The organism is Promicromonospora sp. NPDC023987, assembly GCF_040639055.1.
In the GTDB taxonomy this organism is placed as follows: Bacteria; Actinomycetota; Actinomycetes; order Actinomycetales; family Cellulomonadaceae; genus Promicromonospora.
The window spans coordinates 42,971-68,878 of the sequence record NZ_JBEZZF010000022.1; the positions used below are offsets into that span (position 1 = coordinate 42,971).

General features: G+C 72.3%; 28 protein-coding genes. 14 read left to right on the forward strand and 14 right to left on the reverse strand.

Going from position 1 to position 25,908, the window contains the following annotated elements; translation table 11 throughout:
• Positions 1 to 58: 58 nt before the first annotated feature.
• Both AB0F40_RS12390 and AB0F40_RS12395 read right to left on the reverse strand, forming a co-directional pair.
• Complete coding sequence (locus AB0F40_RS12390) at positions 59 to 589, reverse strand: hypothetical protein (protein WP_357467297.1); 531 nt, start codon at positions 587 to 589, stop codon at positions 59 to 61.
• A 312-nt stretch (positions 590 to 901) separates the two neighbouring features.
• The gene (locus tag AB0F40_RS12395; protein ID WP_357467300.1) at positions 902 to 2,113 is read right to left on the reverse strand and encodes a class I SAM-dependent methyltransferase; all 1,212 of its coding nucleotides are present in this window, start codon (positions 2,111 to 2,113) and stop codon (positions 902 to 904) included.
• Positions 2,114 to 2,270: 157 nt separating this feature from the next.
• Here AB0F40_RS12395 and AB0F40_RS12400 point away from each other — a divergent pair, with 157 nt between their 5' ends.
• Positions 2,271 to 3,236, forward strand: coding sequence for a hypothetical protein (locus tag AB0F40_RS12400; protein WP_357467302.1), 966 nt, complete (start codon positions 2,271 to 2,273; stop codon positions 3,234 to 3,236).
• Between the two features lie 10 nt (positions 3,237 to 3,246).
• Here the strand turns inward: AB0F40_RS12400 and AB0F40_RS12405 are convergent, their stop codons facing one another.
• Entirely contained in the window at positions 3,247 to 3,702 is a 456-nt protein-coding gene (locus tag AB0F40_RS12405) for a SufE family protein (RefSeq protein WP_357467305.1), read from the reverse strand.
• A 65-nt stretch (positions 3,703 to 3,767) separates the two neighbouring features.
• On the opposite strand from AB0F40_RS12405, the gene AB0F40_RS12410 reads away from it, so the two are divergent.
• On the forward strand, positions 3,768 to 4,079 hold the full coding sequence (locus AB0F40_RS12410; RefSeq protein WP_357467307.1) for a DUF3175 domain-containing protein: 312 nt from the start codon (positions 3,768 to 3,770) through the stop codon (positions 4,077 to 4,079).
• Between the two features lie 4 nt (positions 4,080 to 4,083).
• Here the strand turns inward: AB0F40_RS12410 and AB0F40_RS12415 are convergent, their stop codons facing one another.
• Both AB0F40_RS12415 and AB0F40_RS12420 read right to left on the reverse strand, forming a co-directional pair.
• On the reverse strand, positions 4,084 to 4,977 hold the full coding sequence (locus AB0F40_RS12415) for a sulfurtransferase (RefSeq protein ID WP_357467308.1): 894 nt from the start codon (positions 4,975 to 4,977) through the stop codon (positions 4,084 to 4,086).
• A 75-nt stretch (positions 4,978 to 5,052) separates the two neighbouring features.
• The gene (locus tag AB0F40_RS12420) at positions 5,053 to 6,351 is read right to left on the reverse strand and encodes a transcriptional regulator (RefSeq protein WP_357467311.1); all 1,299 of its coding nucleotides are present in this window, start codon (positions 6,349 to 6,351) and stop codon (positions 5,053 to 5,055) included.
• A gap of 241 nt (positions 6,352 to 6,592) precedes the next feature.
• On the opposite strand from AB0F40_RS12420, the gene AB0F40_RS12425 reads away from it, so the two are divergent.
• Entirely contained in the window at positions 6,593 to 7,255 is a 663-nt protein-coding gene (locus AB0F40_RS12425) for a hypothetical protein (protein WP_357467314.1), read from the forward strand.
• Positions 7,256 to 7,432: 177 nt separating this feature from the next.
• On the opposite strand, the gene AB0F40_RS12430 is transcribed toward AB0F40_RS12425, so the two are convergent.
• Entirely contained in the window at positions 7,433 to 9,031 is a 1,599-nt protein-coding gene (locus AB0F40_RS12430) for a VWA domain-containing protein (protein ID WP_357467317.1), read from the reverse strand.
• A 235-nt stretch (positions 9,032 to 9,266) separates the two neighbouring features.
• Here AB0F40_RS12430 and AB0F40_RS12435 point away from each other — a divergent pair, with 235 nt between their 5' ends.
• Together AB0F40_RS12435 and AB0F40_RS12440 are read left to right on the forward strand one after the other, a co-directional pair.
• Positions 9,267 to 10,790, forward strand: coding sequence for an aldehyde dehydrogenase family protein (locus tag AB0F40_RS12435; protein WP_357467319.1), 1,524 nt, complete (start codon positions 9,267 to 9,269; stop codon positions 10,788 to 10,790).
• An 84-nt stretch (positions 10,791 to 10,874) separates the two neighbouring features.
• Positions 10,875 to 11,315: a DUF779 domain-containing protein gene (locus AB0F40_RS12440; RefSeq protein ID WP_357467322.1), complete on the forward strand. Its 441-nt coding sequence runs from the start codon at positions 10,875 to 10,877 to the stop codon at positions 11,313 to 11,315.
• Between the two features lie 97 nt (positions 11,316 to 11,412).
• On the opposite strand, the gene AB0F40_RS12445 is transcribed toward AB0F40_RS12440, so the two are convergent.
• The gene (locus AB0F40_RS12445; protein WP_357467325.1) at positions 11,413 to 11,832 is read right to left on the reverse strand and encodes a hypothetical protein; all 420 of its coding nucleotides are present in this window, start codon (positions 11,830 to 11,832) and stop codon (positions 11,413 to 11,415) included.
• 126 nt (positions 11,833 to 11,958) lie between these two features.
• Between AB0F40_RS12445 and AB0F40_RS12450 the strand changes: the two genes are divergently transcribed.
• Positions 11,959 to 12,744: a MerR family transcriptional regulator gene (locus tag AB0F40_RS12450; protein ID WP_357467328.1), complete on the forward strand. Its 786-nt coding sequence runs from the start codon at positions 11,959 to 11,961 to the stop codon at positions 12,742 to 12,744.
• Here AB0F40_RS12450 and AB0F40_RS12455 read toward each other — a convergent pair.
• Positions 12,723 to 13,325: a DinB family protein gene (locus AB0F40_RS12455; RefSeq protein WP_357467331.1), complete on the reverse strand. Its 603-nt coding sequence runs from the start codon at positions 13,323 to 13,325 to the stop codon at positions 12,723 to 12,725. The genes AB0F40_RS12450 and AB0F40_RS12455 overlap by 22 nt on opposite strands.
• Positions 13,326 to 13,379: 54 nt before the next feature.
• On the opposite strand from AB0F40_RS12455, the gene AB0F40_RS12460 reads away from it, so the two are divergent.
• Together AB0F40_RS12460 and AB0F40_RS12465 are read left to right on the forward strand one after the other, a co-directional pair.
• Positions 13,380 to 14,264: a PfkB family carbohydrate kinase gene (locus tag AB0F40_RS12460; RefSeq protein ID WP_357467334.1), complete on the forward strand. Its 885-nt coding sequence runs from the start codon at positions 13,380 to 13,382 to the stop codon at positions 14,262 to 14,264.
• Positions 14,255 to 14,893 (forward strand): nucleoside/nucleotide kinase family protein, encoded by a 639-nt coding sequence (locus AB0F40_RS12465; RefSeq protein ID WP_357467336.1) that lies wholly within the window; start codon positions 14,255 to 14,257, stop codon positions 14,891 to 14,893. Before AB0F40_RS12460 ends, AB0F40_RS12465 begins: the two co-directional genes overlap by 10 nt.
• Positions 14,894 to 14,930: 37 nt before the next feature.
• Here AB0F40_RS12465 and AB0F40_RS12470 read toward each other — a convergent pair whose 3' ends face one another.
• Together AB0F40_RS12470 and AB0F40_RS12475 are read right to left on the reverse strand one after the other, a co-directional pair.
• Positions 14,931 to 15,665 (reverse strand): Rv3235 family protein, encoded by a 735-nt coding sequence (locus AB0F40_RS12470; RefSeq protein ID WP_357467339.1) that lies wholly within the window; start codon positions 15,663 to 15,665, stop codon positions 14,931 to 14,933.
• Positions 15,666 to 15,739: 74 nt separating this feature from the next.
• Complete coding sequence (locus tag AB0F40_RS12475; RefSeq protein ID WP_357467342.1) at positions 15,740 to 16,708, reverse strand: hypothetical protein; 969 nt, start codon at positions 16,706 to 16,708, stop codon at positions 15,740 to 15,742.
• A gap of 153 nt (positions 16,709 to 16,861) precedes the next feature.
• Between AB0F40_RS12475 and AB0F40_RS12480 the strand changes: the two genes are divergently transcribed.
• Positions 16,862 to 17,416, forward strand: a complete 555-nt coding sequence (locus tag AB0F40_RS12480) for a hypothetical protein (RefSeq protein ID WP_357467344.1) — start codon at positions 16,862 to 16,864, stop codon at positions 17,414 to 17,416.
• Between the two features lie 88 nt (positions 17,417 to 17,504).
• Here the strand turns inward: AB0F40_RS12480 and AB0F40_RS12485 are convergent, their stop codons facing one another.
• A complete protein-coding gene (locus AB0F40_RS12485) occupies positions 17,505 to 17,723 on the reverse strand; it encodes a helix-turn-helix domain-containing protein (protein ID WP_253868520.1) in 219 nt (72 codons plus the stop codon).
• Between the two features lie 194 nt (positions 17,724 to 17,917).
• On the opposite strand from AB0F40_RS12485, the gene AB0F40_RS12490 reads away from it, so the two are divergent.
• The 3 genes from AB0F40_RS12490 to hisN all read left to right on the forward strand — a co-directional run bounded on the left by AB0F40_RS12490 (position 17,918) and on the right by hisN (position 20,777).
• The gene (locus AB0F40_RS12490; RefSeq protein ID WP_357467348.1) at positions 17,918 to 18,613 is read left to right on the forward strand and encodes a hypothetical protein; all 696 of its coding nucleotides are present in this window, start codon (positions 17,918 to 17,920) and stop codon (positions 18,611 to 18,613) included.
• Positions 18,610 to 19,890 (forward strand): hypothetical protein, encoded by a 1,281-nt coding sequence (locus AB0F40_RS12495; RefSeq protein WP_357467350.1) that lies wholly within the window; start codon positions 18,610 to 18,612, stop codon positions 19,888 to 19,890. The genes AB0F40_RS12490 and AB0F40_RS12495 overlap by 4 nt, the downstream gene beginning before the upstream one ends.
• 101 nt (positions 19,891 to 19,991) lie before the next feature.
• Complete coding sequence (hisN, locus tag AB0F40_RS12500) at positions 19,992 to 20,777, forward strand: histidinol-phosphatase (RefSeq protein ID WP_357467391.1); 786 nt, start codon at positions 19,992 to 19,994, stop codon at positions 20,775 to 20,777.
• 14 nt (positions 20,778 to 20,791) lie between these two features.
• Here hisN and AB0F40_RS12505 read toward each other — a convergent pair whose 3' ends face one another.
• Positions 20,792 to 21,352 (reverse strand): hypothetical protein, encoded by a 561-nt coding sequence (locus AB0F40_RS12505; protein WP_357467353.1) that lies wholly within the window; start codon positions 21,350 to 21,352, stop codon positions 20,792 to 20,794.
• 152 nt (positions 21,353 to 21,504) lie between these two features.
• On the opposite strand from AB0F40_RS12505, the gene AB0F40_RS12510 reads away from it, so the two are divergent.
• Together AB0F40_RS12510 and AB0F40_RS12515 are read left to right on the forward strand one after the other, a co-directional pair.
• On the forward strand, positions 21,505 to 22,140 hold the full coding sequence (locus tag AB0F40_RS12510) for a hypothetical protein (RefSeq protein ID WP_357467356.1): 636 nt from the start codon (positions 21,505 to 21,507) through the stop codon (positions 22,138 to 22,140).
• A 62-nt stretch (positions 22,141 to 22,202) separates the two neighbouring features.
• The gene (locus AB0F40_RS12515; RefSeq protein ID WP_357467358.1) at positions 22,203 to 22,631 is read left to right on the forward strand and encodes a VOC family protein; all 429 of its coding nucleotides are present in this window, start codon (positions 22,203 to 22,205) and stop codon (positions 22,629 to 22,631) included.
• A 642-nt stretch (positions 22,632 to 23,273) separates the two neighbouring features.
• On the opposite strand, the gene AB0F40_RS12520 is transcribed toward AB0F40_RS12515, so the two are convergent.
• Together AB0F40_RS12520 and aroA are read right to left on the reverse strand one after the other, a co-directional pair.
• Positions 23,274 to 24,470, reverse strand: a complete 1,197-nt coding sequence (locus AB0F40_RS12520; protein ID WP_357467360.1) for a ribosome small subunit-dependent GTPase A — start codon at positions 24,468 to 24,470, stop codon at positions 23,274 to 23,276.
• A gap of 27 nt (positions 24,471 to 24,497) precedes the next feature.
• The gene (gene aroA, locus AB0F40_RS12525; protein WP_357467363.1) at positions 24,498 to 25,850 is read right to left on the reverse strand and encodes a 3-phosphoshikimate 1-carboxyvinyltransferase; all 1,353 of its coding nucleotides are present in this window, start codon (positions 25,848 to 25,850) and stop codon (positions 24,498 to 24,500) included.
• Positions 25,851 to 25,908: the final 58 nt, after the last annotated feature.

The following is a 25,908-nucleotide window of genomic DNA, read 5'->3' on the forward strand; positions in this document are numbered from 1 at the left end:
AAAAGACGTCAGATACCGGCCGTGCTGGCGACGTCCGGCAAGTTGGCGGGGTAGGTCGTCACACCCCGGGGACAGGGACGGGGACGGGGAGGCCGCCACCGAGGAGGCCGAGGACGGCGGCGAGCAGACCGTCGACCGCGCCGAGCACGGTGTCCAGCAGGCCGGCGGTCGGGACCGGGAGGGGCACCGGAAGGTCCGGGACGGGGACGTCCGGCACCGGAACGTCCGGCACGGGGTTGTCCACGGGGACGTCGGGCAGGCCGTCCACCGGGACGTCGGGCACCGGGTTGTCGACCGGGACGTCGGGTACGGCCTCGGTCGTGACGTCGGCCTCGGTGGCGGCATCAGCGCCGGTCGCGGCGTCGGCCTCGGTCGGGACATCGGTCTCGGCCCCGGTCTCGGCGGCGGCGTCCGGGACTGCCTCGACCTCGGTCGCGACGTCCGGGACCGTCTCGGTCGCGACGTCCGGTACGGCCGCCACGTCCGGGACGGCCTCGACGTCCTGGACCGCCTCGGTCTCGGCCGCGACGTCCGGCATCGGGTCGGTTGCGGTGGCTGCGGCCGCCGGCGTGTCGCCGTCGGCCGTCACCAGTGCGCTCGCACCTGTTGTGGCTGCACAGACCAGGCCGGCCGAGACGGCCGCGGTGACTACAGCACGACTGATTACACGGAATCCTCGGATCATGGTGTTTCCCCTCGAATAGCTCCGTCGAAACAGCGGTGGAGCACACACGTGTGTTCACCACGAAGAAGAGTCCGACGCCATTTTCGCCCTGTCAATCGGAACGCATCGAAGTATTCGGGGAATGAATCAAGACATTCCAGGATCGAACTCTGCGGCAGAGCGACAGGAATACCCGTAACCCAGACATCACAGTGGTGATACGGGCGGTCGGCCAGTTCAGGAGTCCCGTACCAGCCGCCACAGGGACGTGACCTCGCGCCGTCGCGCTTCGTGCAGCGCGTCGGCGGCGTCGTTGGCTCGGGGATGCTGCGGGTTCGTCTCGTGGCGGCCGGCGACCCGCAGGCCGGCGTCGGCGATGCGGGCGAGGAGCTCGTCCCGTGTGCGTAGGCAGAGGTGCTCGGCGAGGTCCGAGAGAACGAGCCAGCCCTCGCCGGCCGGAGCGAGGTGGTCGGCGAGCCCGTCGAGGAATCGGTGGAGCACGTCGGAGCCGGCGTCGTAGATCCCGAGCTCGAGGGCGGAGGTCGGACGCGCGGGCAGCCACGGCGGGTTGCACACGATCAGGTCGGCACGTCCGCTCGGCCACAGGTCCGCCTCGCGGACCTGTGTGCGGTCAGCGAGCCCCAGCCGGTGCAGGTTGTCGCGGGCGCAGGCCACCGCTCGGGGATTGATGTCGGTGGCGACGACCCGGCCGGCCCCGCGGCGGGCCAGGACGGCGGCGAGCACCCCTGTCCCCGTGCCGAGGTCGAAGACGACCGCCGGTGCCTCGCCCCCTGCGAAGGGTGCCTGGGCGACGAGGTCGACGTACTCGCCGCGCACCGGCGAGAAGACGCCGTACGCGGGATGGATGCGCGCGCCAAGGGCGGCGATCTCGACGCCCTGCTCGTGCCACTGGTACGCGCTGAGCACGCCGACGAGCTCGGTGAGCGCCAGGCACGTCCGGCCGCTCGCGCCGTCGGCCGATTCGCTGTCGGCCGAGTCGCCGTCGGTCACGCCGGCGACTGCGGTGTCGCCGTCAGCCGTGCCGTAGGCGTGGTCGATGGCCGCGCGGACGTCGGGCGCGCGGCCCAGCCGCAGGGTGTGGTCGGGCTCGAGCACGACCAGCAGGCTCCCGAGCAGGCGGGCCCGTTCCGCACGTCCCGCACGATGCCTGTGGAAGAGGGCGGCGGCGCCGTCGTCCGCCGTGCCCTTGCTGACCGACGCGGAGCGGGAGCGGCCGTGCAGCCGGTCCACGGCACGCAGGAGCTGCCTGGCGTTGTGGAAGTCGCCGCGCCAGAGCAGGCCCGCGCCGCTCCGAGCCATCCGATAGGCGGCCTTGGCGGTGGTGCGGTCGTCGACGACGACGACGCGGGCCGGTGGGGGAGTGGCGTTCTCCGAGCGCCAGCGAGCGGAGCGGGGTGTCCCGTCCTCGGACCAGCGGACCACGGACATGACGTACTCCTGAAGGGAATCGAAGGTGCCGGACCAAGCCCGTGGTCACGGCGGACTCTTCCCGTCATGCGTGCCCGTATCGTCTCACGGCTTCCTGACACCGACGAGGCCCGAATTCCTCTCGTCAGGCTCTGCGGACGGTTGGCATGATCGCGGCATGACTCGCGTGCGACCCACCTGGCCCGACCTCCCCGAGCACGTGCGCGCCGCCATCGCCGCGCAGGTCGGTTCCTCGATCACCGGATGGACCTCGCACGACGGCGGTTACTCGCCCGGTTGGGCGCTCTCGCTGGAATCCGCCACGGGCATGGTCTTCGTCAAGGTCGCCTCGACCGAGCACGCGGTCGCCGCGCGCCTGCACCGGCGGGAGGCCGTTCACGCGGCGGCCTTGCCCGACGGCGTCCCCGCGCCCGCCTTTCGCTGGATCCTCGAGCTGCCCGACGTCGAGGGCGGGGACCCGGCGTGGGTGGTCATCGCGTCCGACGTCGTCAGCGGGCGGGCGCCCCGGACCGAGCCGTGGGACCTCGACGATCTCGACCGGCTGCAGCACCTCGCCCGTCGCATCGCCCAGCACGAGGTGCCGGACGGCGGGCCGTTCCCTGTCTTCGCCGAGCACACCTGGCCCGAGGCCGCCCTGCTGGCCGACGAGCGCCCGGCCGGTCTGGCGGCCTACGACCCCTGGCTGGCGAAGAACCTCGACCGGATCGCGGGGATAGTCACGCCCGAGCGGCAGCTCGAGGCGTTCGCCGGCCGGCACCTGGTGCACGGTGATCTGCGCGCCGACAACGCCGTCGTCGTCCGGCGGGCCGACGGCGTGGAGGAGGCGGTGGCCGTTGACTGGCCGCACTCCGTGCGCGGCGCCCAGTTCCTGGACCAGACCGGCATGCTCCCGGCGGTGCACGCGGGTGGCGGGCCGGCCCCGGAGGACGTCCTCGAGCGGACGTCGCTCCCCGCGGACGTCGACCACGAGGCGGTCACCGTCTGGGTGGCGGTCCTGACGGCCTACTTCGCGCGCAGCTCGCTGCTGGACCCGCCGCCCGGCATCCCGCACGTGCGCGCGTTCCAGCGGATCCAGGCCGAGGCCTGCGTCCCGTGGCTCCGCGACCGCCTCAGCGCCGGGTAGGCGAGCGTCGTCAGACCTGTGCGGCCGCCAACTGCTCCCGGACCTGGCGCTTGGCCCGGGTCAGCATGCCCGCCATGCCGTTGAGTCGCAGCAGGCTGACCACCTTGGTGAGGCCGAGCTGGAGGGGGTAGTCCTCGGGCACGTCCAGCACCTGCTGTGCGGTGAGCCCGGTCAGCCCCTGCGCCAGGATCGATGCGAAGCCGCGCGTCGTGGGCGCCTCCTCCGGTGCGCTCGCGTGGAAGGCGACCACTCCGGCGTCGTCCACCTCGGCGAACGCATAGACGGGGGACTGGCACTCCTGCACACGCTCGAGCCGTTCCGGCGCGTCCGCGTACCTGGCGGGCAACGGCGGAAGCTCGCGGGACACCTCCAGCAGCAGCTGGAGCCGGTCCTTCTCGGGCGTCTCCAGAAAGGCGTCCCGCAGCTCGGCGAGGGCCTCGGGCAGGTCGACGTCGTTGGTGCTCATCTGTTCATCCTCCCACCGCGCGCAGGGCTCGAGCGAGCGACCGGGCGGCGTCGTACGGTTGATGCATGGCCGAGAAGAAGCGGTCGGGCAAGCGGTCGGGCAAGGACCCCGACCGCTGGTCCCAGGACGTCACCGAGGGCAGTGACGCCCTGGACCTGGAGGACGGCGTCTTCACGTGGGGCGACCCCGCGCGCATCGCCAGATCCCTCAAGCGGTCCGCGGAGTCGAGCGGCCGGCGCAAGAGCTCCCCGTACCGCTCAGCGATGTCGATGCTCACGTTCTATGTGAACCGCGCGGGCAAGGAGCTCGACCCGGACCAGCGCAAGGTGCTCGAGCGCGCCAAGGACGAGCTGCGCAAGGAGTTCGGCCGCGACTGACCTGTCAGACCGTGCCCGGTTCGCCGCCCGTCGCCACGGGGACGCGGACGGCGTTGCCCCACTCGGTCCACGAGCCGTCGTAGTTGCGCACGTCGGTGTAGCCGAGCAGGTAGGCGAGTGCGAACCAGGTGTGGCTCGAGCGCTCGCCGATGCGGCAGTAGGTGATCACGGCGTCGTCAGGGCTCATGCCCAGGCCGGACGTGTAGATCGCCTCGAGCTCCTCGCGCGTCTTGTACGTGCCGTCCTCGGCGACCGCCGTCGCCCACGGGACGTTGCGTGCCGTGGGGATGTGGCCGCCGCGCAGCACACCCTCCTCCGGGTAGTCCGGGATGGCGATGCGCTCGCCCGTGTACTCCTGCGGTGAGCGGATGTCGACGAGCGGGCCGTTGCCGAGGTGGCTCAGGACGTCCTCGCGGAAGGCGCGGATCGCGGTGTCGTCCCGCTCGACCGCCGGGTACTCGACCGGCGCGGGCGCCGGGACGTCGGTGGTGAGCTCGCGGCCCTCCGCGCTCCACAGCCCCCGGCCGCCGTCGAGCAGGCGCACGTCCGCGTGCCCGAACAGGGTGAACACCCAGGCCGTGTAGGCGGCCCACCAGTTGTTCTTGTCCCCGTACACGATGATCGTCGTGTCGCGCGTGATGCCCTTGCTGCCCATGAGCTCGGCGAACGCCGCGCCGTCCAGGTAGTCGCGCATCTGCGGGTGCTGCAGCTCGGTGTGCCAGTCGACCTTCACGGCGCCCGGGATATGCCCCGTCTCGTAGAGCAGGACGTCCTCGTCGGACTCGACCACGACGATCCCCGGGTCCTTCAGGTGGTCGGCGAGCCAGGTGGTGCTCACGAGTCGTTCCGGGTGGGCGTACTGCGCGATCTTGTCCGACGGGTCGATGGGCGCGGGCATGGGGCCTCCTCGTAGAGCACGTGCTGACGAGAATAGAACACACGGCCGTGCCGAAAAGATCCCGGCGGTGGCCGCTCAGGCCAGCCGCCGCTCCAGCACCCCCAGGTGCGCCCACGCCCGCGCCGCCTGCGGACTGCCTGCCGGTGCCAGCCGGGCCAGGCGCGCCCACGCCGCGTGGTCGTCAGCGCCCTCGCTCCGTGCGGTCCACTGCTCGACGGCGGCCGCGTCACCACAGGCGTGCACGGCCCCACGGACCTCGGCCTCGAGCTCCTCGCGCAGGCGCTCGACCCCCGGTGCGACCGACCGGCGCAGCAGGGCCTCGGGGTAGGCGGCGAGCGCGCCGCGTACGTCGCCGCGGCTGAGCCGGGACCGCACCGTGCCGACGTCGGACCGCAGCGCGCGGGCGAGGCGGTACGGGCGGGAGCCGGAGAGCAGCGGGCCGTGCAGGACGCCGTCGGCCACCCGGCGGAGGCGCGAGATCTCCGCGCGCACCGCGACGAGCGACAGGTCGCCGGGGTGCAGCAGCACGGCGAGCTCCTCCGCGCCGAGCCCGCGGGGGTGCTCGGCGAGCAGCAGCAGGATCTCGGCGTGCCGCAGCGAGAGCCGACGCTCGCGTAGCGCCGGCGTGCCGAGCAGCCGCAGGTCGGGAACCGGTTCGGCTGCGCCGGCCGCGGCACCGAGCTCGTGGGCGAGGCCGCCCGCCCAGGCCGAGCCTCCGCCGTCGGGCCCCCGGAGCCGGGTGGCGCGGGCGGCGAGCTCGCGCTCGACCATCGCGACCGTGGCCCGGACCAGGGCGAGGGCGACGTGGGAACCGGCGGCGCTGCCTCCGGTGAGGTCGAGGACGCCGACGATCCCGCCGGCCGGGTCGTGCACGGGGGCCGCCGTGCAGCTGAGCTGCTGGACCGGCCGCACGAAGTGCTCGGCCCCGAGCACCTGGACCGGGCGCCGGGTGGCCAGGGCGGTGCCGGGTGCGTTGGTGCCGACGGACTCCTCGCGCCACACCGCGCCCTCGACGAAACCCACGTGGTCGACCGCGGAGCGCACGGGACCGCGGCCCTCGATCCAGAGAAGGCGTCCCACGTCGTCCGACACCGCGACGACCAGGCCGTCACCCGTCGCCCCGCCCACCAGGTCGCGCACGAGGGGCATCGCGACGGCCAGGGGATGGTCGCGGCGGTAGTCGTCCAGGTCGCCCGACCCCGCGACGGCCACCGCACCCGGGTGGTCCGGGTCGACGCCGTTGCGCAGGCTCCGCCGCCACGAGGCCGCGACGACCGGGTCGATCCCTGCGGGCTCCTGCGAGCCGGCAGAACCGACGAAGCTCTCGTATGCCGCGCGAACCCACTGCGCGTCCCGGTGTGGCACCTGCGTCATGCTGCCCCTGACCTGGTCCCGACGTCGTCGTCGAACCTCGCCAGTGTAGGCACCGGACCAAGGTCATCAACAGGTTGTCCACCGTGATCGCCAAGTTATCCACCGCGCCGAGGCCGGTTTTCCACAGATCACGGGTGTATTACGGTCTCGCCGCGCGAGACGCTAGAAGTAGTCCTAGCGTCATTCGCATCGGTTGTAAAAGGGCTTCGAGCCCGACAGGTTGTTTTCATGGGATCTCTCTTTGGGGGAAGAGTTGAACACCATCGCTTTAACCAAGCCGGAACCTGCCAGACCCGCGACGAACGAACAGCCGCGGGGCGGGCCGGTCAGGCTGCCCGAGCTCGACCCGGTCGAGCTGCCTCCACTCGATACGGCGGAGCCGCCGGTCGCTGATCTTGCCGGCGCACGTGGCCGGCGACGCTGGGTCTTCGGTGCCGCGATCGTCACCGGTGTCGCCGTCGCCGTCTCGCTCTGGTCGGGGTCGGTCCGGGCCGACGAGACGAGCCACCTCATGACCCTCAACTCCCAGATCGACACGCAGGTCAGCACCACATCGGCCCGTTCGCACGACCTCGTAGCCGTCATGGACACGGCCCAGCGGGTCTATGACCACTCGAACGGCCAGGTCGCGGACCCGGCCACCCGCGACGTCCTCGCCGAGGCACTCGCCGACGCCCGGGCGGCCGCGGCACAGCGCGTCACGGACGCGCCGCCGTCGTCCGTGACGCAGGCTCGTACCCTGCTCGCCCAGGCCACGCACATCGAGAGCTCCCTGGACTGGGCCGCCGAGGACCTGCGTGTCGCCGTCGACATGGTCCAGCGGTCGCAGGGGGCGCAGCGGGTCCTGGACACCCGGGACCCGGTCGGTGACCGGACGGTGCTCACGTCCCGCGAAGGTTCTTGACGCTTGTGTCGGCATTTCGCGACGGCCTAAAGTTCCGCCACTTTTCCGGTGTCGAAACCTGTTTTCCGGGAATCGTCGGGGTCGGCGCGGGATCGAGCTTCTTCTCATCGATATCTCCGATCAGACCGATGTATTGAGCGTTCCTTTCTAGGTTGCGCATTTGCCGCGAAGCAAAGATCACGCCAGGCCGCGGTAGGCCTCGACGAGGTCGACGAACTCCGCTCGGAGCTCGTACGGGTCGGCGCCCAGGGAGCCCGCCGCTCGCTCTCGCACCGCGTCGAGGCTGGCGCCGGCTCGGTACTCCGACCGGGTGGCGATCAGCCCGAGCTCGACGACGGCGGACGCGAAGGCGAAGTCCGTGCTCGGCGCCGTCGTGAACGCGTCCGCGCCGACGGGGAACTCGGCCTCGGTGCTGGACGCCGGGTCGGTGCCCTCCGGTGCCTTGTAGCGCACGTGCACCGTCATGAAGTCGTCGCTGGTGCCGTCAGGGGCGGTGCCGGCCGGGACGAGCTCGTAGAAGGCGGTCACGGAGTGCCCGGCACCGACGTCGCCCGCGTCCTTGGTGTCGTCCTCGAAGTCCTCGTCCGCCAGACGCCGGTTGTCGTAGCCGATCAGCCGGTAGGCGCCGACGGTGGCGGGGTTGAGCTCCACCTGCAGCTTCAGGTCCTTGGCCACCACGAACATGGTGGAGCCGAACTCGTCCACCAGGACCTTGCGCGCCTCCGCCAGGGTGTCGATGTAGGCGTAGTTGCCGTTCCCGTGGTCGGCGATGGCCTCCATCGTGTCGTCCTTCAGGTTGTGCATGCCGAAGCCCAGGACCGAGACGTAGACCCCGGACTCGCGCTCGGCCTCGATCAGCTCGGTGAGCTCCTCCGGGCTGGACGGGCCGACGTTGAAGTCGCCGTCGGTCGCCAGGACCACCCGGTTGTTGCCGCCCTCGACGAAGTTCTTCTCGGCCAGCTCGTACGCTGTCCGCAGGCCGTCCGCGCCCCCTGTGGACCCGCCGGCCCGCAGCGACCGCAGGTGGTCCACCAGCACCCCGTGCTCCGAGCCGGGCACGGAGTCCGCGACCACCTGGTTGTCACCGGCGTACGTCACGATCGACACCCGGTCGTCATCGTCGAGCTGTTCCACCAGCAGTGCGAACGACTCGGCGAGCAGCGGCAGCTTGTTCGGCTCGTCCATCGAGCCGGACACGTCGAGCAGGAACACGATGTTGTTGCCCGCCGACGCCGGTATCGCCTCCGTCGCCTGCACGCCGATCATCGCGAGCTGGTGGTCCGGGTTCCACGGCGCCGTCGCGACCTGGGCCGACACCGAGAACGGGTGCTCGGCGCCCGGGGCGGGCGCCGGATAGTCGTAGTCGAAGTAGTTGACGAGCTCCTCGATCCGCACGCCCTCCGGCACGACACCCTGGTTCACCTGGCGGCGCAGGTTCGAGTACGACGCCGTGTCGACGTCGGCCGAGAACGTGGACAGGGGGCTGGTGGCGACGTCCTGGAACGGGGTCTCGGGGGAGTCGTCGTACTCCTCGCCCGAACCGGTCGGTGCCGGTCCGGGCGGCACGGGGCCGGGCAGTACAGGGACCGGCATGTCGCCCAGCGCCTCGGGCGCGGGGATCGCGAGGTTCGCCCCGTCGGCGGCGGTCTCCGTCGCGCCGCCGTCGGCGGTGCAGCCTGCGAGCGCCAGCGCCGCCGTTACCAGGGTTGCGAGCGGGACGGCCAGCCATCGCGCAGGGCGGGCGCAGGGGATGGTCCGGTGGGTCGTGGTTGTCATGGGGTGGCCCCTCGTCGTGGTCGGCGTGCCTGCTCGGACCTGTGTGCTGTCCTCTGCAGGCCATGTGTTCCGTGGCCGACCGTGCTTGCCGCGTCGAGGTCACGGTCGGGTTGCAACCTCGATGCAACGCCCCGCTGCCTAACCTCGCCCCACCCGGGTGCGCCGCTGCACCCGGGGCGTGGCTCCGCCGTCGGGCAGCTGACGGCGGGCACGAGAACCTGCGAGGAGGCAGACCATGACCGTGTACGCAGCCCCAGGTACCGAAGGTGCCATCGCCAGCTTCCGGCCCCGGTACGACCACTGGATCGGGGGCGAGTACGTACCGCCCGCGAACGGCCAGTACTTCGAGAATCCCAGCCCCGTGAACGGGCAGACCTTCACCGAGGTCGCGCGCGGCGACGCCGACGACATCGACCGGGCTCTCGATGCCGCGCACGGCGCCGCGCCCGCCTGGGGCCGCACGTCGGTCACCGAGCGCGCGCGGGTCCTGAACAAGATCGCGGACCGCATGGAGGAGCACCTCGAGGAGCTGGCCGTCGCCGAGACCTGGGAGAACGGTAAGCCGGTGCGCGAGACGCTCGCCGCGGACCTCCCGCTGGCGATCGACCACTTCCGCTACTTCGCGGGCGCGATCCGGGCGCAGGAGGGCTCGATCAGCGAGATCGACGGCGACACGATCGCCTACCACTTCCACGAGCCGCTGGGCGTGGTGGGCCAGATCATCCCGTGGAACTTCCCGATCCTCATGGCCGTGTGGAAGCTGGCGCCGGCCCTCGCGGCGGGCAACGCGGTGGTGCTCAAGCCGGCCGAGCAGACGCCGACGTCGATCCTGTACCTCATGGAGCTCATCGCGGACCTGATCCCGCCGGGCGTCCTGAACGTGGTCAACGGGTTCGGCGCGGAGGCGGGCAAGCCGCTGGCGAGCTCGCCCCGGATCCGCAAGATCGCGTTCACCGGCGAGACCACGACCGGCCGCCTGATCATGCAGTACGCGTCGCAGAACATCATCCCGGTCACCCTGGAGCTGGGCGGCAAGTCGCCGAACATCTTCTTCAGCGACGTCGCGGCGTCGAACGACGAGTTCTACGACAAGGCGCTGGAGGGCTTCACGATGTTCGCCCTCAACCAGGGTGAGGTGTGCACGTGCCCGTCGCGTGCGCTCATCCAGGCGGACATCTACCAGTCCTTCCTGGCCGACGCCGTCGCGCGCACCGAGGCGATCAAGCAGGGCAACCCGCTGGACACCGACACCATGATCGGGGCGCAGGCGAGCAACGACCAGCTCGAGAAGATCCTCAGCTACTTCGACATCGGCAAGGCCGAGGGCGCCAAGGTGCTCACCGGCGGCTACCGGGCCGAGATGGAGGGCGACCTCGCGGGCGGGTACTACGTGACGCCCACGATCTTCGAGGGCAAGAACTCCATGCGGATCTTCCAGGAGGAGATCTTCGGGCCCGTGGTGGCGGTCACCGAGTTCGCCGACTTCGACGACGCCATCAAGGTCGCCAACGACACCCTGTACGGGCTGGGTGCGGGCGTGTGGACCCGGTCCGGCGCGGACGCGTACCGGGCAGGGCGCGCGATCGAGGCCGGCCGCGTGTGGACCAACTGCTACCACGCCTACCCGGCGGCGGCGGCGTTCGGCGGCTACAAGGGCTCGGGTGTGGGCCGCGAGAACCACAAGATGATGCTCGACCACTACCAGCAGACCAAGAACCTCCTGGTCAGCTACGCGCAGGGCAAGCAGGGCTTCTTCTAGGAGCCCGTGCTCCGACGTGTCAGACGTACGGGTCACCCGGGTGACCCGTACGTCTGACACCAGCGACCGATACGAGGAGGCACCATGTCCGACGATGTCTGGCCGCCCCAGGCGGCCGGCGCGCCGCCCGCGCCGCCCGCGCGGGTCGCCGTGACCGACTCCGCCGCAGCCCTGCTCGCACGGTTGCGGGACAAGCACGGTGAGCTGATGTTCCACCAGTCCGGCGGGTGCTGCGACGGGTCGTCCCCGATGTGCTACCCCGACGGCGACTTCATCACCGGCGACGCCGACATCCACCTCGGTGACCTCGCCGTCGCGGCGCCACCTGACCGGGACGCGGAATCGTTCACCGTCCCGGTCTGGATGAGCCGCAACCAGTTCGAGTACTGGAAGCACACGCACCTCACCATCGACGTGGTCCCCGGCCGCGGTGCAGGGTTCAGCGTGGAGGCGCCCGAGGGCGTGCGGTTCCTCATCCGCTCGCGGCTGTTCACCGACGAGGAGTCGGACCTCCTGCGCGACTGACCCGGCCTCCCGTGCAAACGGTCCGTCTCGAGAATGACTTCGGGTACCGAATCCAGCCCGGCTCGGTACCTGATGTCATTCTCGAACCGGACCTCTGTCAGCAGGCCCCCGGCGTCAGCGTGGACACGCCGTCCGCCGTCGCGAGAAAGAACGCGGCGAGCCTGAGCCCGTGCCCGGCCGCAGCCGAGTCGAGTGCCGCGCGCCAGGCGAGGTCGTCGAGCGAGGCGGCTGCCGGGCCAGGCCGCTCGAGCATCAGCAGGAGCGACGCGCCCGGCTCGTCCTGCAGGATCTCGTGCCAGGCCTGCCCCAGGTTGTCCACCATGAGGACCTCCGGCGCGTCCGGCACGTCGTCGATCGGCACGATCACCGGCAGCGGGCGGCGCTCGCGGTCCAGCATCACGAACCACAGCGTGCGGCGGCGCGGTCTTACGCCGTCGTGCAAGAACCTCGCGAACGCGAGGAGCGCCGCGTCGTCAGCCAGTGGTTGCCCCGGAATGATGTCAGTTGATGTGTCCATGCAGCCAGTATTGCCGCGCAGGCGCCTGGGCGAGCGAGTTATCCACAGGCTGCTCCTGGTGCGCCTCGCACTTCTCTGAAAGAAGGGCTTGAAGTTGACGCGACGTCAACCTCTAATGTGCGAGGCATGCACTGGTCCATCCAAGAGATCGCGCGGCTGACCGGCGTCACCAGCCGGACGCTGCGGCACTACGACGCGGTGGGGCTCCTGCCCGCCGTCCGGACGACGGCGAGCGGCCCGCGCCGCTACGACCGCCCCGCCCTGGTCCGGCTGCAGCGGATCTTGCTGCTGCGCGATCTCGGGCTCGGCCTCGCCGACATCGCCGAAGTGCTCGACAGCGACCGGGACGAGGCGAAGGCGTTACATCGTCACCTCGTCTCGCTGCGGGCGGAGCAGGACCGGCTGGCGCGGCAGATCGCGTCGGTCGAACGGACGGTCGCTGCACTCGAGAAGGACCCCGAAGCGAAGGAGAACATCATGGCGCAGGACATGCTCGACGGATTCGACCACACCCGGTACGAGCAGGAGGTGGTCGAGCGCTGGGGCCGCGACGCGTACGTGAAGAGCGACACGTGGTGGCGCGGCCTCGGCAAGGAAGGACAAGACCAGTTCAAGGCGCGGGTGCAGGCGCTGAGCACCGCCTGGATCGAGGCCGCGGAAGCCGGTCTGGACCCTGCGTCGGACGAGGCTCAGGCGATCGCCGCCCGGCACGCAGCGTGGCTCGTCGCAGTGCCTGGCACGCCCGGCCACGACCAGGGCCGGCCCGACCGCGGCTACCTGCTGGGACTGGGTGACATGTACGTGGCGGACGACCGGTTCGCCGCGAACTACGGCGGCACCGACGGGGCCACGTTCGTCCGCGACGCGCTGCGCGTCTACGCCGAGCGGGCCTACCCGGAGGGCGAGGCCTGAGCCCGGTACAGATCGCGCAGCAGGCAGATCTCGCCGCCGTGCGCCATGGCCTCGCGGCTGAGATGCGTCACGAGCGCGGCCATCGGGAACTCGGCGTACGCCAGGCCCTTTGGCCCGATCGGGTTCATCAAGGACTCGTCGTCCAGGGCGGAGATACCGGCCCGCCACGACCGGTAGCCCTCCTCGAGCATCGCAAGGCCGCCCTCGGCCGTGACCGGTGCCTGGGGCCAGTGCCGCGCGTCGAACATGTCGGCGTCGGCCGACGCGTCCGTAGGTCCGAACAGGGCCCTGGCGCGCCGGCCGAACACGTCCCGGCCGACATGGACCATGCGCCATGCGATGGTGGTGACCGGCGGTATCTCCGGTTCGGGCACTTCGTACTCGAGCCGCGGCTCGCCGTCAGGCCCCGGGCGTACGCTCCAGGCCGGCGAAGCCGGTTCCCAGAGATACTCCGCGTCCGTGAGGCCGTCCAGACGCGGACGGAGATGGAAGTCCCAGTAGAAGCCGAGCTGGTCCAGGAGGAGGTCACGCCATGTCGTCGACGGTTGGGTCGGGGACGTCGTCGGCCCGGAAGTGGTCATACCCGCACCGTACGCAAGGTCACTGACACGCGGTTTCACGGGTAGCCTCTGCACATGCCGGAAGCACCCCCCGAATCTCGCCAGAAACTGCCAGTGACCTGCTGGTTTGCTGGTCTCACGACGCTCGATGTGATCCATCGCAGCGCCATGCGGCCGGGCCCGAACCAGAAGATCACCGCCGCCCGCCAGGACGTCTCCGCGGGCGGCCCCGCCGCCAACGCGGCGGTCACTGCCGCGACCCTCGGGGCGCGGGCTCTGCTGATCAGTGCCATGGGATCGGGTCCCGTGGGCGCGGCCGCACGCGGCGACCTGGAACAGCACGGGGTCGAGATCCACGACACCGCCGAGGGTCGCGAGATCCCGCTGGCGGTCTCGGCGGTGCTGGTCGACGACGCGACCGGCGACCGGTCGGTGGTCTCGCCCGACGCCACGCTCGCCGACGGGCTCGATGTCACCGCTGCCGAGCTCGACGCCCTGCCCCGGCCCGGCGTCGTCCTGCTCGACGGTCACCACCCCGACCTGGCGCGCAGCGTGCTCGCCTACGCGGACGCGCTGGAGCCCCGCCCGCTGATCGTCCTCGACGCGGGCCGCTGGCGACCCGTCTTCGCCGACCTCATGGGAAAGGCCGACGTCACCGCACGGTCCGCGGACTTCCGCGCACCGGCCGGCGTGCCCCGGTCCCGCGCCACGGTCGCCACGCACGGCCCAGGGCAGGTCACCTGGTGCGACGAGGACGGCCGGAGCGGGGCCCGCGACGTGCCGGCCGTCGAAGTCCGCGACACGCTCGGCGCCGGCGACGCGTTCCACGGCGCGCTGGTCGTGGCGCTCGCACAGGGCGCAGGGCTGGAGGCCGCCGTCGACGAGGCGGTGCGGGTGGCGTCGCTCCGCGTGCAGTACGTCGGCCCGCGCTCCTGGCTGGGAAACCTGTCGTGCGCCTGACCACCGCCGAGCTCGTCGAGCGGGCGGCGGCGCTCGCCGCCGAGGCGAGCCAGGCGGGTCGGGTCCGCATCCTCGGGCTCACCGGCCCGCCGGGTGCCGGCAAGTCGACGCTGGCCGCAGCCCTGGCCGACGGCCTGGCGCCGGGTACGGCGGTGGTCGTCGGCATGGACGGCTTCCACCTCTCCAACGCGGTCCTGGAGGCGCATGGCAGCCGTGGCCGCAAGGGTGCCCTCGACACGTTCGACGACGCCGGGTACGCCGCCCTGATCGGCCGGCTCGCGGACCGCGGCCCTGGCGACCCGCCCGTCTACGCGCCGGAGTTCCGCCGCGAGATCGAGGAGCCGATCGCCGCGGGCACCGAGGTCACCGGTGAGTCGCTGGTCATCACGGAGGGCAACTACCTCCTGGAGCCCAGCGGCGCCTGGCCGGCCGCCCGATCCCGCATGGCCGAGGTCTGGTACGTCGACCTGCCGGACGGCGAGCGCCTGCGGCGCCTCGTGGCCCGGCACCGGTCGTTCGGCAGGTCCCTGCCCGACGCCGAGGCGTGGGCGAGCGGCACCGACCAGCGCAACGCCGACCGCATAGCGGCGACGCGGACCGGGGCGGACCTCCTCGTCGAGTGGGTCTGACCCAGCTCGGCAGAGGCGTCGTGGGCGGCGGGCCGGCTCAGCCGATCTCGAGGACCGCGACCCGCCAGACGCCGCGCCGCGCCTCCAGCCGTACGGCGGCAGCCCGTACGCGGCCCTCGTCGTGGAGGATCACAGTCGCCTCGGCGGACGAGGCGCCCAGCCGGACCATCCGCACACGGCGCACCGTCGCCGCGTGCGCCTTGGGCCGCGGCGTCCGGCTCTGTCGCACCTCGCGCATGAGCCGGCCCCGCTCCAGGAGCTGGTCGTAGACCTGCGGGGTGACCCAGCGCGCGAGCTGAGCCGCCGGCCGCTCGCCGCGGAGCACCTCCACCGCGGCGCGGACCACCCGGCACACCTGCGCGGTGGGATCGGGCAGGGTGGGGTCGGGTTCGGGAGCGGGACGTCCGCCCACCGCCTCCAGGGCGGCGGCCGCGTTCTGCAGCTCGAGGTACGGCGTGCCGCCGATCCGCATGCGGCGTAGCCGCCGGCCGATCCCGGGGCCCGTGACCGGCCCGATCCGCGGTGTGGCAGGCCGGCGGGCCGGCGCCGGCGGGGTCGCCGCGGTGGTTCGTACCGGTGGGCCCGCTGCTGCCGGCGGGGCGGGCGCCGTCCGCCCTGCTGCTGGGGCCGTTGCTGCTGGGACCGCCGGCGCCGGGGTCGCCGCCCGCGGGCGCGCTGGCGCCGGGCTCGGTGCCTCCTGGGTCGGCGGGGTCGGGCGGCGGAGGGGTGCGCCGTCGGGTGGGGCGTCGGGCGGGACGTCGAGTGTGGTCATGCGGGCTCTCCTGGGAGTCGTGCGGTGCGGGTGCTGGTGCGGGGGAGCATCGGGATCGGGCCGAGGCGGATCCGTCACGGCTGGCGCAGCACCATGCCGGGGCGGATCAGGTCGGGGTTCGAACCCAGCACCCGACGGTTGGCGTCGTGCCACCGCGTCACGGCCTCGGCGATCGCGGTGTTGGCGATCGCGGCCTCGGCGATCGCGGTGTCGGACTGGGCCGCGCCGGCCCGTTCGGCACGTGTCGGTCCGTCGTCGGTGCGCTCGCCGCCGGTGCGCTCGTCGGCGAGCCGGTCGGCGGCGATCGCCCAGAGCGTGTCACCCGGCTCGACCACGATCAGCGGCTCGCGCACCGTCCCGGTGCGCAGTCCACGATTGACCAGTGCCGACCGTTCGGGTGCCGAGCGAGGGCGTGACGCGGCGGACCGGTCCGGCGCAATGTCGGCGGCCGGGCCCTTGTCTGCCGCCACCTGCGTGGGCTGCCAGCCCAGGTCTAGCACGGCGACCCGGTCGTCGCCGGCGGACGTCAGTGCGCCGGGGCCGTGGCCCGGTAGGGCCATCGCGGTCGGCGTGGCGAGGGCGAGTCCCAGCCCTGCGCCCGCTGCCGCGCGGGCGAGCCGGCGCACCATTGCCGGTGCGTGCCGTGCGACGGCGTGCTCGCCCGCTGCCCAGCGTCGGCCGCGCCGCGCGGCGATGACACAGGCGAGTGCTATGAGCGCGTGCAGTCCCGACCAGCCGGCGACCACCGTGCCGCTCGCCACCGCTGCGAGCTCGACGATGTCCTCGACCGGGAAGAGCGCCGAGCCAAGGCCTGAGCCGACGTGCCAGGTGCGCACGCCGAGCACCGCCGACGCCGTGACGAGCGTCCCGGCGAAGGTCAGCAGGCCGGTCAGCGCGCGCAGGGTGCTCCCGGCACCCTGGGCCCGCCCGGCGTTCGCTCGATGCCGCGCCGGCCCTGTCGCCGGCGGTGCCTGTCCACGGTCTGGCTGACGATTTTTGGCACCGTACGCCGCCGATGCATGAGTCAGGGCGTTGTTCGACATGGTTCCCCCTGCGATGGTCGAATTCCGGCGACGATGGACCAGCCCAGTCAAGTTGATGACTGTTGATGTCGTCCGGTGCTGAATATTCAACCTCGGTGCCGTCGGGGTGTCTACCGGAGGGCGAGATGGCTGTGGATAGCGCAGGGTGGCCCCATGGCATCCATGCACCGGGCGGGCTCCACTCGTTGGGAAGCGCTGTTCGCTGATCTCGAGGCGCAGGCCCGTGCACAGTCCGCCGCCGAGGCTGACGCGCTCGTGTCCGAGTTGACGCGGGCCGAGCACGCGACGATGACGCTCGCGGACCGGTTCCGCGCCGTCGTCGGCGCCGTGGTCACGCTGGAGCTGCTGGCCGGCGCCCACCTTCGCGGCACGGTGCGGGAGGCGGCGGACGAGTGGCTGCTGGTGCAGGGCGTCCGGCCGGAACCGGCGAGCCAGCACCTGGTACCGCTGGCCGCGATAGCCGGCGTGCACGGGCTTGGTCGGCAGGCGGCGCAGGCGACGTCGCGGTGGGACGCGCTCGGGCTGGGCCCGGTGCTACGGGCCCTGCAGCGGGACCGTGCGCGGGTCACGGTGCGCACGCTGAGCGGCACGGTGGGCGGCCGGATCGCACGGGTCGGCAGGGATCACCTGGACATCGACGCCCTCGATGATCGCGGTACGCGGCTGGTCCCGTTCTCGGCCTTGCTGGTCGTGAGCGAGGCGCCCTGAAACTGCCGAGAATGCCGTAAATGGAGAGCGGGACCGGTGCCACTCCACATGGAGTGCGCCGGTCCCGTCGGTGTGTAGCTGAGGGCTTTCAGGCGTCCGTGGTCGCCGAACCCTTGAGCCGCTCACGGCTCTTTGCGTACATGCGCTCGATGTACGACTCGAGCTCCGCGGCTTCGACGCGCCAGACCTTCTTGGGGCCCACCTGGATGGCGGGAAGGTCGCCGGTCCGAACCAGGGCATAGCCCTGAGCCATCGAGATGTTCAGGGTCTCGACCACATCGGCCAGAGAGAGAAAGCGCTTTTCCATGGGAACAGTGTGGCACGAGACACCGACATGAGGGGGTTATCCACAAGAAGTGTTTATCTGATGCCGGATCGGCGACGTTCGATCACTATGGTTCCGGCGCTCTGCTTGGGCTGCGCCCCATTGCGTCCAGATCGACGTTCAACTTGTACGCGAAGGTCTACCCAAAGTCCACGAAAGTACCCGGAAGGACCGACATGACGTATGCCCCGGCCGCCCCGGCGCCACCAAGCCTGGTTCAGGGTCTTCCCGAGCCCGTGGCAGCCCGGCTGCGTCGCCCACGCTGGCGCGACCCGCGACTTCTGACCGGCATCGTCATCGTCGCGCTCTCCGTGGCTCTCGGCTCCTGGGTGGTGTCGGCGGCGAGCCGCACCGTCCCGGTGTTCGTCGCGGACGGTGCCCTGACGCCGGGTGTGCCCCTCACCACCGACGCGCTCCGCGCGGTCGACGTGCGGCTCGGGGCTGGTACGAGCAGCTATCTCCCCGCGGACGAGCCACTGCCAGAGGGGCTGGTCGTGCTCCGCGTGGTGGACGACGGTGAGCTGGTCCCGCTCACGGCCCTCGGCGCCGACGCCGACGTCAGGTCCGTCGCGGTCCCCGTCGTCTCCGGTCTCTCGGACCGGATCCGGGCCGGCGCTGTGGTCGACCTGTGGTTCGTGCCCGACGCGCCGGTCAGCCCCGACGGAGGCGCCGGCAAGGACGGGCCGGAGCCGAGCACGCTCGCGGAGAGCGTGGTCGTGGAGCAGGTCGACGCGGAGGAGGGTGCGATCGTCGTGGACGGCACGGTCACGCTGCACGTGCTCGTCCCGACCGACTCGCTCCCGACAGTGCTGACCGCGCTCTCGGACGCGGGCACCGTCGCCGTCGTGCCGGTGGCGGGCAAGGTCCGATGAGCGAGGAGCGGATGGTCACCGTCCTGGTAGCGGTGCGCGTACCGGAGGAGGAGGCGGCGGCCGTCACCGTGCTCGGCGCGCAGCCGCTGGTGAACGTGGCACGCCGGTGCGCGGAGCTGACCGAGCTCCTCGCGGCGGCCGAGGCCGGGGCCGGCACGGCCGCCGTCGTCTCGGGGGACCTGCCCGGGCTGGACCGGGACGCGGTGGCGCGGCTGCGCGGCGCGGGCCTGCGCGTGGTCGCGATCGAGGACCCGACGACGTCCGCCGAACGGCTCGCCGGGCTGGGGTGCGACGTGGTGGTAGCCGAGGGGGACGCGGAGAACCTCGTCGCCGCCGTGCGGGGCGACGCGCCGGACGTCGCTGCGCCCGCCGCCCTGACACCTGAGCTGGAGGGGCGGCCCGGCACGGTCATCGCCGTCTGGGGGCCAGCCGGGTCGCCCGGCCGGACCACCACCGCGATCGAGCTCGCGGCGGCCCTCGCGGGGGTCGGCGCCGTCGCGCCACGCCGCTCGGGCCTGCTGCGCCGTTCCCACCCGGGTCCGCCACCCCATGAGGCGAGCACGGTCCTGCTGGCCGACGCCGACACCTACGCGTCGTCCGTGACCTCCCGCCTCGGTCTGCTCGACGACGCGCCGGGGCTCGCCGCCGCCGCCCGCGCTGCCGGGCAGGGTGCGCTGGACGTCGTGACGCTCGCCGGGCACAGCCCTGTGGTGCTGCCCGGGGTTCGGGTGCTCACCGGCATCACTCGTGCGTCGCGCTGGCCCGAGCTGCCCGCCACCTCGCTCGACATGGTGTTCCAGCGGTGCCGCGAGCTCGCGGCGTGGACCGTCGTCGACTGCGGTCCGGTCCTCGAGGCCGACGAGCTCTTGATGTACGACACGCGTGCACCGCAGCGCAACGGCGCGACCCTGAGCGCACTGCAGGCCGCGGATCTCGTGGTGGTCGTCGGCGGGGCGGACCCGGTGGGCCTGCAGCGCCTGGTGCGGGGCCTGGAGGACCTGCGCGACGCGGCCGTACCCGTGCCGGCGGCGCGCCTCGTGGTGGTCAACCGGGTGCGCGACTCCGCGATCGGGCGGCATGCAGAGTCCCAGATCCGCGACGCGCTCGCCCGGTACGCCGGGGTCGACGACGTGCACCTCGTCCCCGACGACCCGGTAGGCCTCGACGCGGCGCTGCTGGCCGGCCGGGTGCTCGCGGAGTGCGCGCCGGCCTCCCCGGCCCGGGTGGGATTCAGCGGGCTCGCCGCCCGGGTCAGGGAGCTCGTGCCCGCCGTGTGAGAGGGCCTCGTCGGGAGCTTCCTGGGTAACGATCCACCCGCCCGGCGCGGGTCGCCGACAGAAAAGTGACATCCACCGCTAGGTTGTGCGATGTGGCCGCCATGACGAAGGACAACTACGCCGACGACCTCCGTCTGGCGCACGTGATCGCCGACCAGGTCGACTCCATCACCATGTCGCGCTTCAAGGCGCTGGACCTCAAGGTCGAGACCAAGCCCGACCTGACCCCGGTGTCCGACGCCGACCGCGCCGCCGAGGACTTCATCCGCGGCCAGCTCGCCCGCGCTCGCACGCGCGACGCGATCGTCGGGGAGGAGTACGGCTCCGCAGGCAGCGGTGCGCGGCGCTGGATCGTCGACCCGATCGACGGCACCAAGAACTTTGTCCGTGGCGTCCCCGTGTGGGCCACGCTGATCGCCCTGGCCGACGGCGACGAGGTGGTTGTCGGCCTGGTCAGCGCGCCGGCGCTGGGCCGGCGCTGGTGGGCGGCGAAGGGCTCGGGCGCATGGACGGGCAAGTCGCTCGCTGCCGCGGCGCGCATGTCCGTGTCCGGGGTGTCCCGGGTCGCCGACGCGTCGTTCAGCTACGCGTCCCTCGGCGGCTGGGAGGAGCGGGGCTCGCTCGACGGCTTCCTCGACCTGACCCGCGCCTGCGCGCGCACCCGCGGGTACGGCGACTTCTGGTCCTACATGCTGGTGGCCGACGGCGCCGTCGACATCGCGGCCGAGCCAGAGCTCGAGGTCTACGACATGGCTGCGCTCGTGCCGATCGTCACCGAGGCGGGTGGCACGTTCACCTCGCTCGACGGTGCGCCGGGCCCGTGGGGCGGCAACGCGGTCGCGACCAACGGGAAGCTGCACAAGGAAGCGCTCGACTACCTGGCCTGAGCCCGTCAGCACCCTCAGCGCCGCGGGACGTCCTTGATCTCGCTCCAGTCGTACCAGAGCAGGTCCCGGTCGGTGACGCGCTGGAGCGCGGCGTCGAGGGCGGTCTCCGACTCCTCGCCGACCTCCGTCGTCGACTCGGCATCGCTCTCCTCGTCCGCGGCCGCGAGCACATCAGCGATGTCGGCGGCGGCCTCCGTCTCGTCCACGTGCACGCAGACGATCGCCACGTCCTCGACGGTGCTGGTGACCTCGACCTCCGAGCGGACCCGCTCGTCGTCGTCCGCGCCGGCGGGACCGTGGTCCGCCGCGCCCACCACGGCGTCGGGCACCTCCACGGTGATGACCACGCGCTGGTGCGGCGCGTCGGGGCGGCCGGCGATGAGCGCGAGGGAGTCGTCAGCCGCGTTCAGCGCGGCGACGTACTCGAGGCCTTCGGCGTCGTCGTCGGGCAGGGCAGCCTCGAGGTCCTTCGTGACGGCGTGCGCACGGCGCGGCGCGACGGTCCAGCGGGCGGCGTCCGAGGCGTGGGTGACGGCGTCGAGCTCGTCGAGCGTGGCGGGCACGTAGATGCGCATGTGCCCAGTCTGCCGTGTACGGGCCCGACGCGAGCGCCGCCACCCGTGTTCGCGCGCGTCCGGTGGCGGCGTCGGTGAGTGCCCGTACTCTCGTGTGCGGCGTCGGGGCGGGTGCCGAGTGCAGGGGTGAGCAGCCGAGGGTAGGAGACGAGATGAGTGCCAAGACCGCGATGCTGGTGTACGCGGACGGGGACGTGGCGGCAGGGCTGACCGAGGCGGCGGAGTTCGCGGACGAGGCGGGTGCCGCCGAGCTGCTCGGCCTGCTGTGGCCGCCTGCGCGGATCCGCCCGGACGGGGAGGAGCCGTGGGAGCTCGGTGACGCGGTGTTCCCGCCCCAGGGCCGGGCGTGCGCGCTGTCGACGCCCGAGGTGGACGTCCTGTGCGACCAGGCGCTCATGCTGGACCGGCCGTCGCAGCTTCCCGCACACCTGATCGGCGCGAGCATGGGCCGCACCCTCTACCTGCACGCGATGCACAGCGCGGTGGACTGGTTCGCCTTCGCGGTATGGCGGGACGGGGTGCTCGTGCGCTCGCTGAGCCTGTCTCCGGATGACGGTGTCCTCGAGGACACCGGGGAGCGGCTCGCCTTCGAGGCGCCGTTCTGGGCGGGCAAGCATCCGGCGCCGGCCGGCGCCGACTACCCGTTCCCGTTCCACCCGCTGGTCCTGGGGGACCAGGCGCTGCAGGAGTTCTTCGGGTTCAGCGGCGAGGGAGCGGATGACGGCGGTCCGTCCGCCGGCCGGCTGGACCCGTGGGCCGTGGAGCTGTTCGGCTTTCAGATCGCCTAGCGGGCGCGCTCGACAGATCCTTGAATCGCTCGTACATTTGTTCGAGAACGAGGAGGTTGGTCATGCCCGAACCCACAGCTGCTCCCGAACCCGCAGTGATCCCCATGCTGTCCTACCAGGACGGTGTCACCGCCATGGACTGGCTCATCGAAGCATTCGGCTTCACCGAGGCGGAACGCTGGCTGGACGACGACGGCCACCTCTCCCACGGCGAGCTCGACGCCGGGGGCGGTCGTCTGATGCTGTCCGAGCTCGCGTCCTACGAGGGCCCCGCGGCGCACCGTAAGCACTGCACGGCGGCCGATGCGTGGCTGTCGACGCCCTGGGTGATCGACGGTGTGCTGGTCCACGTGGCCGACGTCGACGCCCATTTCGCCCGTGCGCGGGCGGCCGGCGCCGGACTGCTCTCCGAGGTCGAGGACGCCCCGTACGGCCGGTTGTACCGGGCGGAGGACGTGGAAGGCCACCGCTGGATGTTCCTGCAGCCGTGAGGTGGTGGATCGACGGTAGGCAGGGCTCACGCTCGTAGAACCTGCCGGGTTGGTACTCGGCCACCTCGTCCACGAGCACCGTGCGCTCTTCGACCAGCGTGGTGAACGCGGCGTCCGCGGCGACGACCAGTGCGGCCCGCGCTCCGCCGTCGTCCAGGTACTGCACGTCCACAGCGCCGAAGCGGGCGTCCCTGACCGGCGCGGCTGCCACAGGTCGCCCGGTCTGCGCAGGGCCAGTCTGTGCTGCGTCGGTCCGCGCGGCGTCAGCCTGCGCGACGTCGGTCCGCGCTGCGTCGGGCTCAGAGGTCACCCGCACAGTCTGGCGTCGAACGAGCCCGGTGCGGACCACGCACGGCAGCGGGTAATGACACTCGCGCACGCTTGACCCGCGCCGAACCGCAACCTGCTGGTCGATGTGGGCGCCCGCCGGCGCCGAACCGCAACCTGGACGTCAGGTGGAGCGCCGAACCGCAACACCACGGTCGATAGGGCGTCTGGCTGACACACAGGCTTCGGTTCGTCGCCGGGGTGGGGATGCAGGTTGCGGCTCGGCGCCGCTGGTCGCCGGGGTAGGCGTGCAAGTTGCGGTTCGGCGGGGCTGGTTCGCCTCGGCGGACGTGCAGGTTGCGGTTCGGCGCCGAGTCAGGCGTCCGAGCCCGTCCGCGAGGAGAGCAGGCGGCGGAACGAGCTCAGCCGGGCGGCACGGGCTGCCCGCTCGTCGTCCGGGGAGCCATCGATCCAGTCGTCGAGGGCGCAGTCCGGTGCGTCGGCCAGGTGGGTGCAGCCGCGCGGGCACTCCTGCGCCACCTCGTCGAGGTCCTCGAACGCGTTCAGCAGGTGTGCCACCTCGACGTGCGCGAGGCCGAAGGAACGAACGCCCGGGGTGTCGATCACCCAGCCGTCGAACGCGTCGAACGTGTCGTGGGGCTCGTCCGCCGCGACGGCTACGGGCAGCGGGAGCGCCACGGCGGAGGTCGAGGTGTGCCGACCCCGGCCCGTGACGTCGTTGACCACCCCGACGGCGCGCTTTGCCTGCGGCACCAGGGCGTTGATCAGCGTCGACTTGCCCACGCCGGAGTGGCCCACCAGTACGGACACCAGACCGCGCAGCCGGCCGCGGACCTCCTCGACGGACTCGGGAGCCAGCACCAGGTCGCCGACCGCCCCGCCGGCCTCGTCAGCCTCACCGCCGTCAGCCTCACCGCCGTCCGCCTCACCGACGGCTGCCTCACCGCCGTCCGCCCCACCGGAAGGTGCGCGCCGTGTCACCACGACCTCGACGCCGAGCGGCTCGTAGAGCGCTCGCAGCTCGTCGGGTGAGGCCAGGTCCGCCTTCGTCAGGCAGAGCAGCACCGACATGCCCGCGTCGTAGGCGGCCACGACACAGCGGTCGATCATGCCGGTCCGGGGCTCGGGCTGGGCCAGCGCCGTGACGATGACCAGCTGGTCCGCGTTGGCGACGACTATCCGCTCGTACGGGTCGGTGTCGTCGGCGGTGCGGCGCAGCGTCGACGTGCGCTCCTGGATGCGCACGATGCGCGCGAGCGAGCCCTCCCCGCCCGAGACGTCACCCACGACGTCGACCCGGTCGCCCACGACCACGCGGGTGCGGGTGAGCTCGCGTGCCTTCATGGCGGTCACAGTCGTGCCGTCGGAGGAGGCGCCGGCGGAAACGTCGTCGGCGTCCTTGACCAGGAGCGTGTACCGGCCGCGGTCCACGCCCGTGACCAGGCCGGTCACGGCGTCGGAGTGCTCGGGGCGCTGCTTGGTCCGGGGGCGCGAGCCGCGCTTGGACGGGCGGGAGCGGAAGTCCGACTCGTCGATGTCGCGCCGGCCCATCAGGAACGCTCCATCAGGAGATGCCCATCAGGCGGCCGAGCCGAGCATGCTCAGCCACATGCCGGTGAAGTCGGGCAGCGTCTTGGCCGTGGTGCCGACGTCCTCCACCCGCACGCCCGGTACCCGTAGACCGAGCAGCGCCGCGGATGTCGCCATGCGGTGGTCGGCGTACGTGCGCACGACGTCGCCGCGCAGCGGGCGGGGTGTGATGACCAGGCCGTCGCGAGTCTCTTCCGCCTGCCCGCCGAGCCGCGTGATCTCGCGGGCCAGGGCAGCGAGCCGGTCGGTCTCGTGGCCCCGCAGGTGAGCGATGCCGCGCAGCCGGGACGGGGAGTCCGCCAGCGCGGCCAGCGCGGCGAACGTGGGCGCGAGCTCGCCGCCGGCGCGCAGGTCGACGTCGATCCCGTGCAGCTCGCCCGTCCCCGTCACGGACAGGACCCCGTCGGTCAGGGTGTAGGTGCCGCCCATGCGCTCCAGCAGCTCCGGCACCATGGCGCCGGGCTGCGTCGTCAGGGTCGGCCAGCCCGGGACGCGGACGGTGCCACCCGCCACCAGGGCGGAGGCGAGGAACGGCGCCGCGTTGGACAGGTCGGGCTCGACGCGGACGTCACGGGCGGCGATCGGCCCGGGGGAGACGTCCCACATGCCGTCGCGGGAGTCGTCGACCACGACGCCGACGTCGCGCAGCGTCGCGACCGTCATCTCGATGTGCGGCAGGCTCGGCAGCGTGGCGCCGATGTGGCGCAGGCTGAGGCCGCGATCGAAGCGAGCCGCGACGAGCAGCAGCCCGGAGATGAACTGCGAGGACTCGGAGGCGTCGACGTCGACGGCGCCGCCCGGCACGCTGCCCCGGCCCTCCACGGTGAACGGGAGGTGGGTCGGCAGGACGGTGGAGTCCGCGGAGCCCGTCGTGGGGCGCTGTCCTGAGCCTGTCGAAGGATCGTGCACCGTGATCCCGAGGGCCCGCAGCGCCGCGAGGACGGGAAGCATCGGACGGACGCGGGCAGCGGGGTCGCCGTCGAACCGGACGGGTCCGTCGGCGAGCGCCGCGAACGGCGGCAGGAACCGCATCACGGTCCCGGCGAGGCCCGTGTCCACCTCGGTGCCGCCGGTGACGGGGCCCGGCGTCACGTGCAGCGTGCTGGGGTGGTCGCCCTCCTCGACGCGGGCGCCCAGGGTGCGCAGCGCGCCGATCATGAGGTCGGCGTCCCGGCTGCGCAGCGCGCCGCGCAGGGTGCCGGGGCCCTCGGCGAGGGCGGCGAGCACCAGGAGCCGGTTGGTGAGCGACTTGCTGCCGGGTACCTCGACCGTCGCGTCCAGCGGAGCACCGGCGAGCGGTGCTTCCCAGGTCGGTGCGGGCGCGGTGGTGGAGGAAGTCATGTGCCGAGATTATCGCGGACCGTGCCCGAGCAGCGGCTCCGTGCGAGACCCGGGTGCC

What these genes read in the sequence shown, in the direction of transcription:
- AB0F40_RS12490 (WP_357467348.1), top strand. Translation starts at nt 17,918, where the DNA reads ATGACGTATGCCCCGGCCGCCCCGGCGCCACCAAGCCTGGTTCAGGGT.
- AB0F40_RS12415 (WP_357467308.1), bottom strand. Translation starts at nt 4,977, where the DNA reads ATGCCCGCGCCCATCGACCCGTCGGACAAGATCGCGCAGTACGCCCAC.
- aroA (WP_357467363.1), bottom strand. Translation starts at nt 25,850, where the DNA reads ATGACTTCCTCCACCACCGCGCCCGCACCGACCTGGGAAGCACCGCTC.
- AB0F40_RS12505 (WP_357467353.1), bottom strand. Translation starts at nt 21,352, where the DNA reads ATGCGCATCTACGTGCCCGCCACGCTCGACGAGCTCGACGCCGTCACC.
- AB0F40_RS12475 (WP_357467342.1), bottom strand. Translation starts at nt 16,708, where the DNA reads ATGTCGAACAACGCCCTGACTCATGCATCGGCGGCGTACGGTGCCAAA.
- AB0F40_RS12395 (WP_357467300.1), bottom strand. Translation starts at nt 2,113, where the DNA reads ATGTCCGTGGTCCGCTGGTCCGAGGACGGGACACCCCGCTCCGCTCGC.
- AB0F40_RS12520 (WP_357467360.1), bottom strand. Translation starts at nt 24,470, where the DNA reads ATGGGCCGGCGCGACATCGACGAGTCGGACTTCCGCTCCCGCCCGTCC.
- AB0F40_RS12470 (WP_357467339.1), bottom strand. Translation starts at nt 15,665, where the DNA reads ATGACCACACTCGACGTCCCGCCCGACGCCCCACCCGACGGCGCACCC.
- AB0F40_RS12440 (WP_357467322.1), top strand. Translation starts at nt 10,875, where the DNA reads ATGTCCGACGATGTCTGGCCGCCCCAGGCGGCCGGCGCGCCGCCCGCG.
- AB0F40_RS12410 (WP_357467307.1), top strand. Translation starts at nt 3,768, where the DNA reads ATGGCCGAGAAGAAGCGGTCGGGCAAGCGGTCGGGCAAGGACCCCGAC.
- AB0F40_RS12510 (WP_357467356.1), top strand. Translation starts at nt 21,505, where the DNA reads ATGAGTGCCAAGACCGCGATGCTGGTGTACGCGGACGGGGACGTGGCG.
- AB0F40_RS12495 (WP_357467350.1), top strand. Translation starts at nt 18,610, where the DNA reads ATGAGCGAGGAGCGGATGGTCACCGTCCTGGTAGCGGTGCGCGTACCG.
- AB0F40_RS12455 (WP_357467331.1), bottom strand. Translation starts at nt 13,325, where the DNA reads ATGACCACTTCCGGGCCGACGACGTCCCCGACCCAACCGTCGACGACA.
- hisN (WP_357467391.1), top strand. Translation starts at nt 19,992, where the DNA reads ATGACGAAGGACAACTACGCCGACGACCTCCGTCTGGCGCACGTGATC.
- AB0F40_RS12405 (WP_357467305.1), bottom strand. Translation starts at nt 3,702, where the DNA reads ATGAGCACCAACGACGTCGACCTGCCCGAGGCCCTCGCCGAGCTGCGG.
- AB0F40_RS12435 (WP_357467319.1), top strand. Translation starts at nt 9,267, where the DNA reads ATGACCGTGTACGCAGCCCCAGGTACCGAAGGTGCCATCGCCAGCTTC.
- AB0F40_RS12400 (WP_357467302.1), top strand. Translation starts at nt 2,271, where the DNA reads ATGACTCGCGTGCGACCCACCTGGCCCGACCTCCCCGAGCACGTGCGC.
- AB0F40_RS12460 (WP_357467334.1), top strand. Translation starts at nt 13,380, where the DNA reads ATGCCGGAAGCACCCCCCGAATCTCGCCAGAAACTGCCAGTGACCTGC.
- AB0F40_RS12445 (WP_357467325.1), bottom strand. Translation starts at nt 11,832, where the DNA reads ATGGACACATCAACTGACATCATTCCGGGGCAACCACTGGCTGACGAC.
- AB0F40_RS12485 (WP_253868520.1), bottom strand. Translation starts at nt 17,723, where the DNA reads ATGGAAAAGCGCTTTCTCTCTCTGGCCGATGTGGTCGAGACCCTGAAC.
- AB0F40_RS12420 (WP_357467311.1), bottom strand. Translation starts at nt 6,351, where the DNA reads ATGACGCAGGTGCCACACCGGGACGCGCAGTGGGTTCGCGCGGCATAC.
- AB0F40_RS12480 (WP_357467344.1), top strand. Translation starts at nt 16,862, where the DNA reads ATGGCATCCATGCACCGGGCGGGCTCCACTCGTTGGGAAGCGCTGTTC.
- AB0F40_RS12515 (WP_357467358.1), top strand. Translation starts at nt 22,203, where the DNA reads ATGCCCGAACCCACAGCTGCTCCCGAACCCGCAGTGATCCCCATGCTG.
- AB0F40_RS12430 (WP_357467317.1), bottom strand. Translation starts at nt 9,031, where the DNA reads ATGACAACCACGACCCACCGGACCATCCCCTGCGCCCGCCCTGCGCGA.
- AB0F40_RS12450 (WP_357467328.1), top strand. Translation starts at nt 11,959, where the DNA reads ATGCACTGGTCCATCCAAGAGATCGCGCGGCTGACCGGCGTCACCAGC.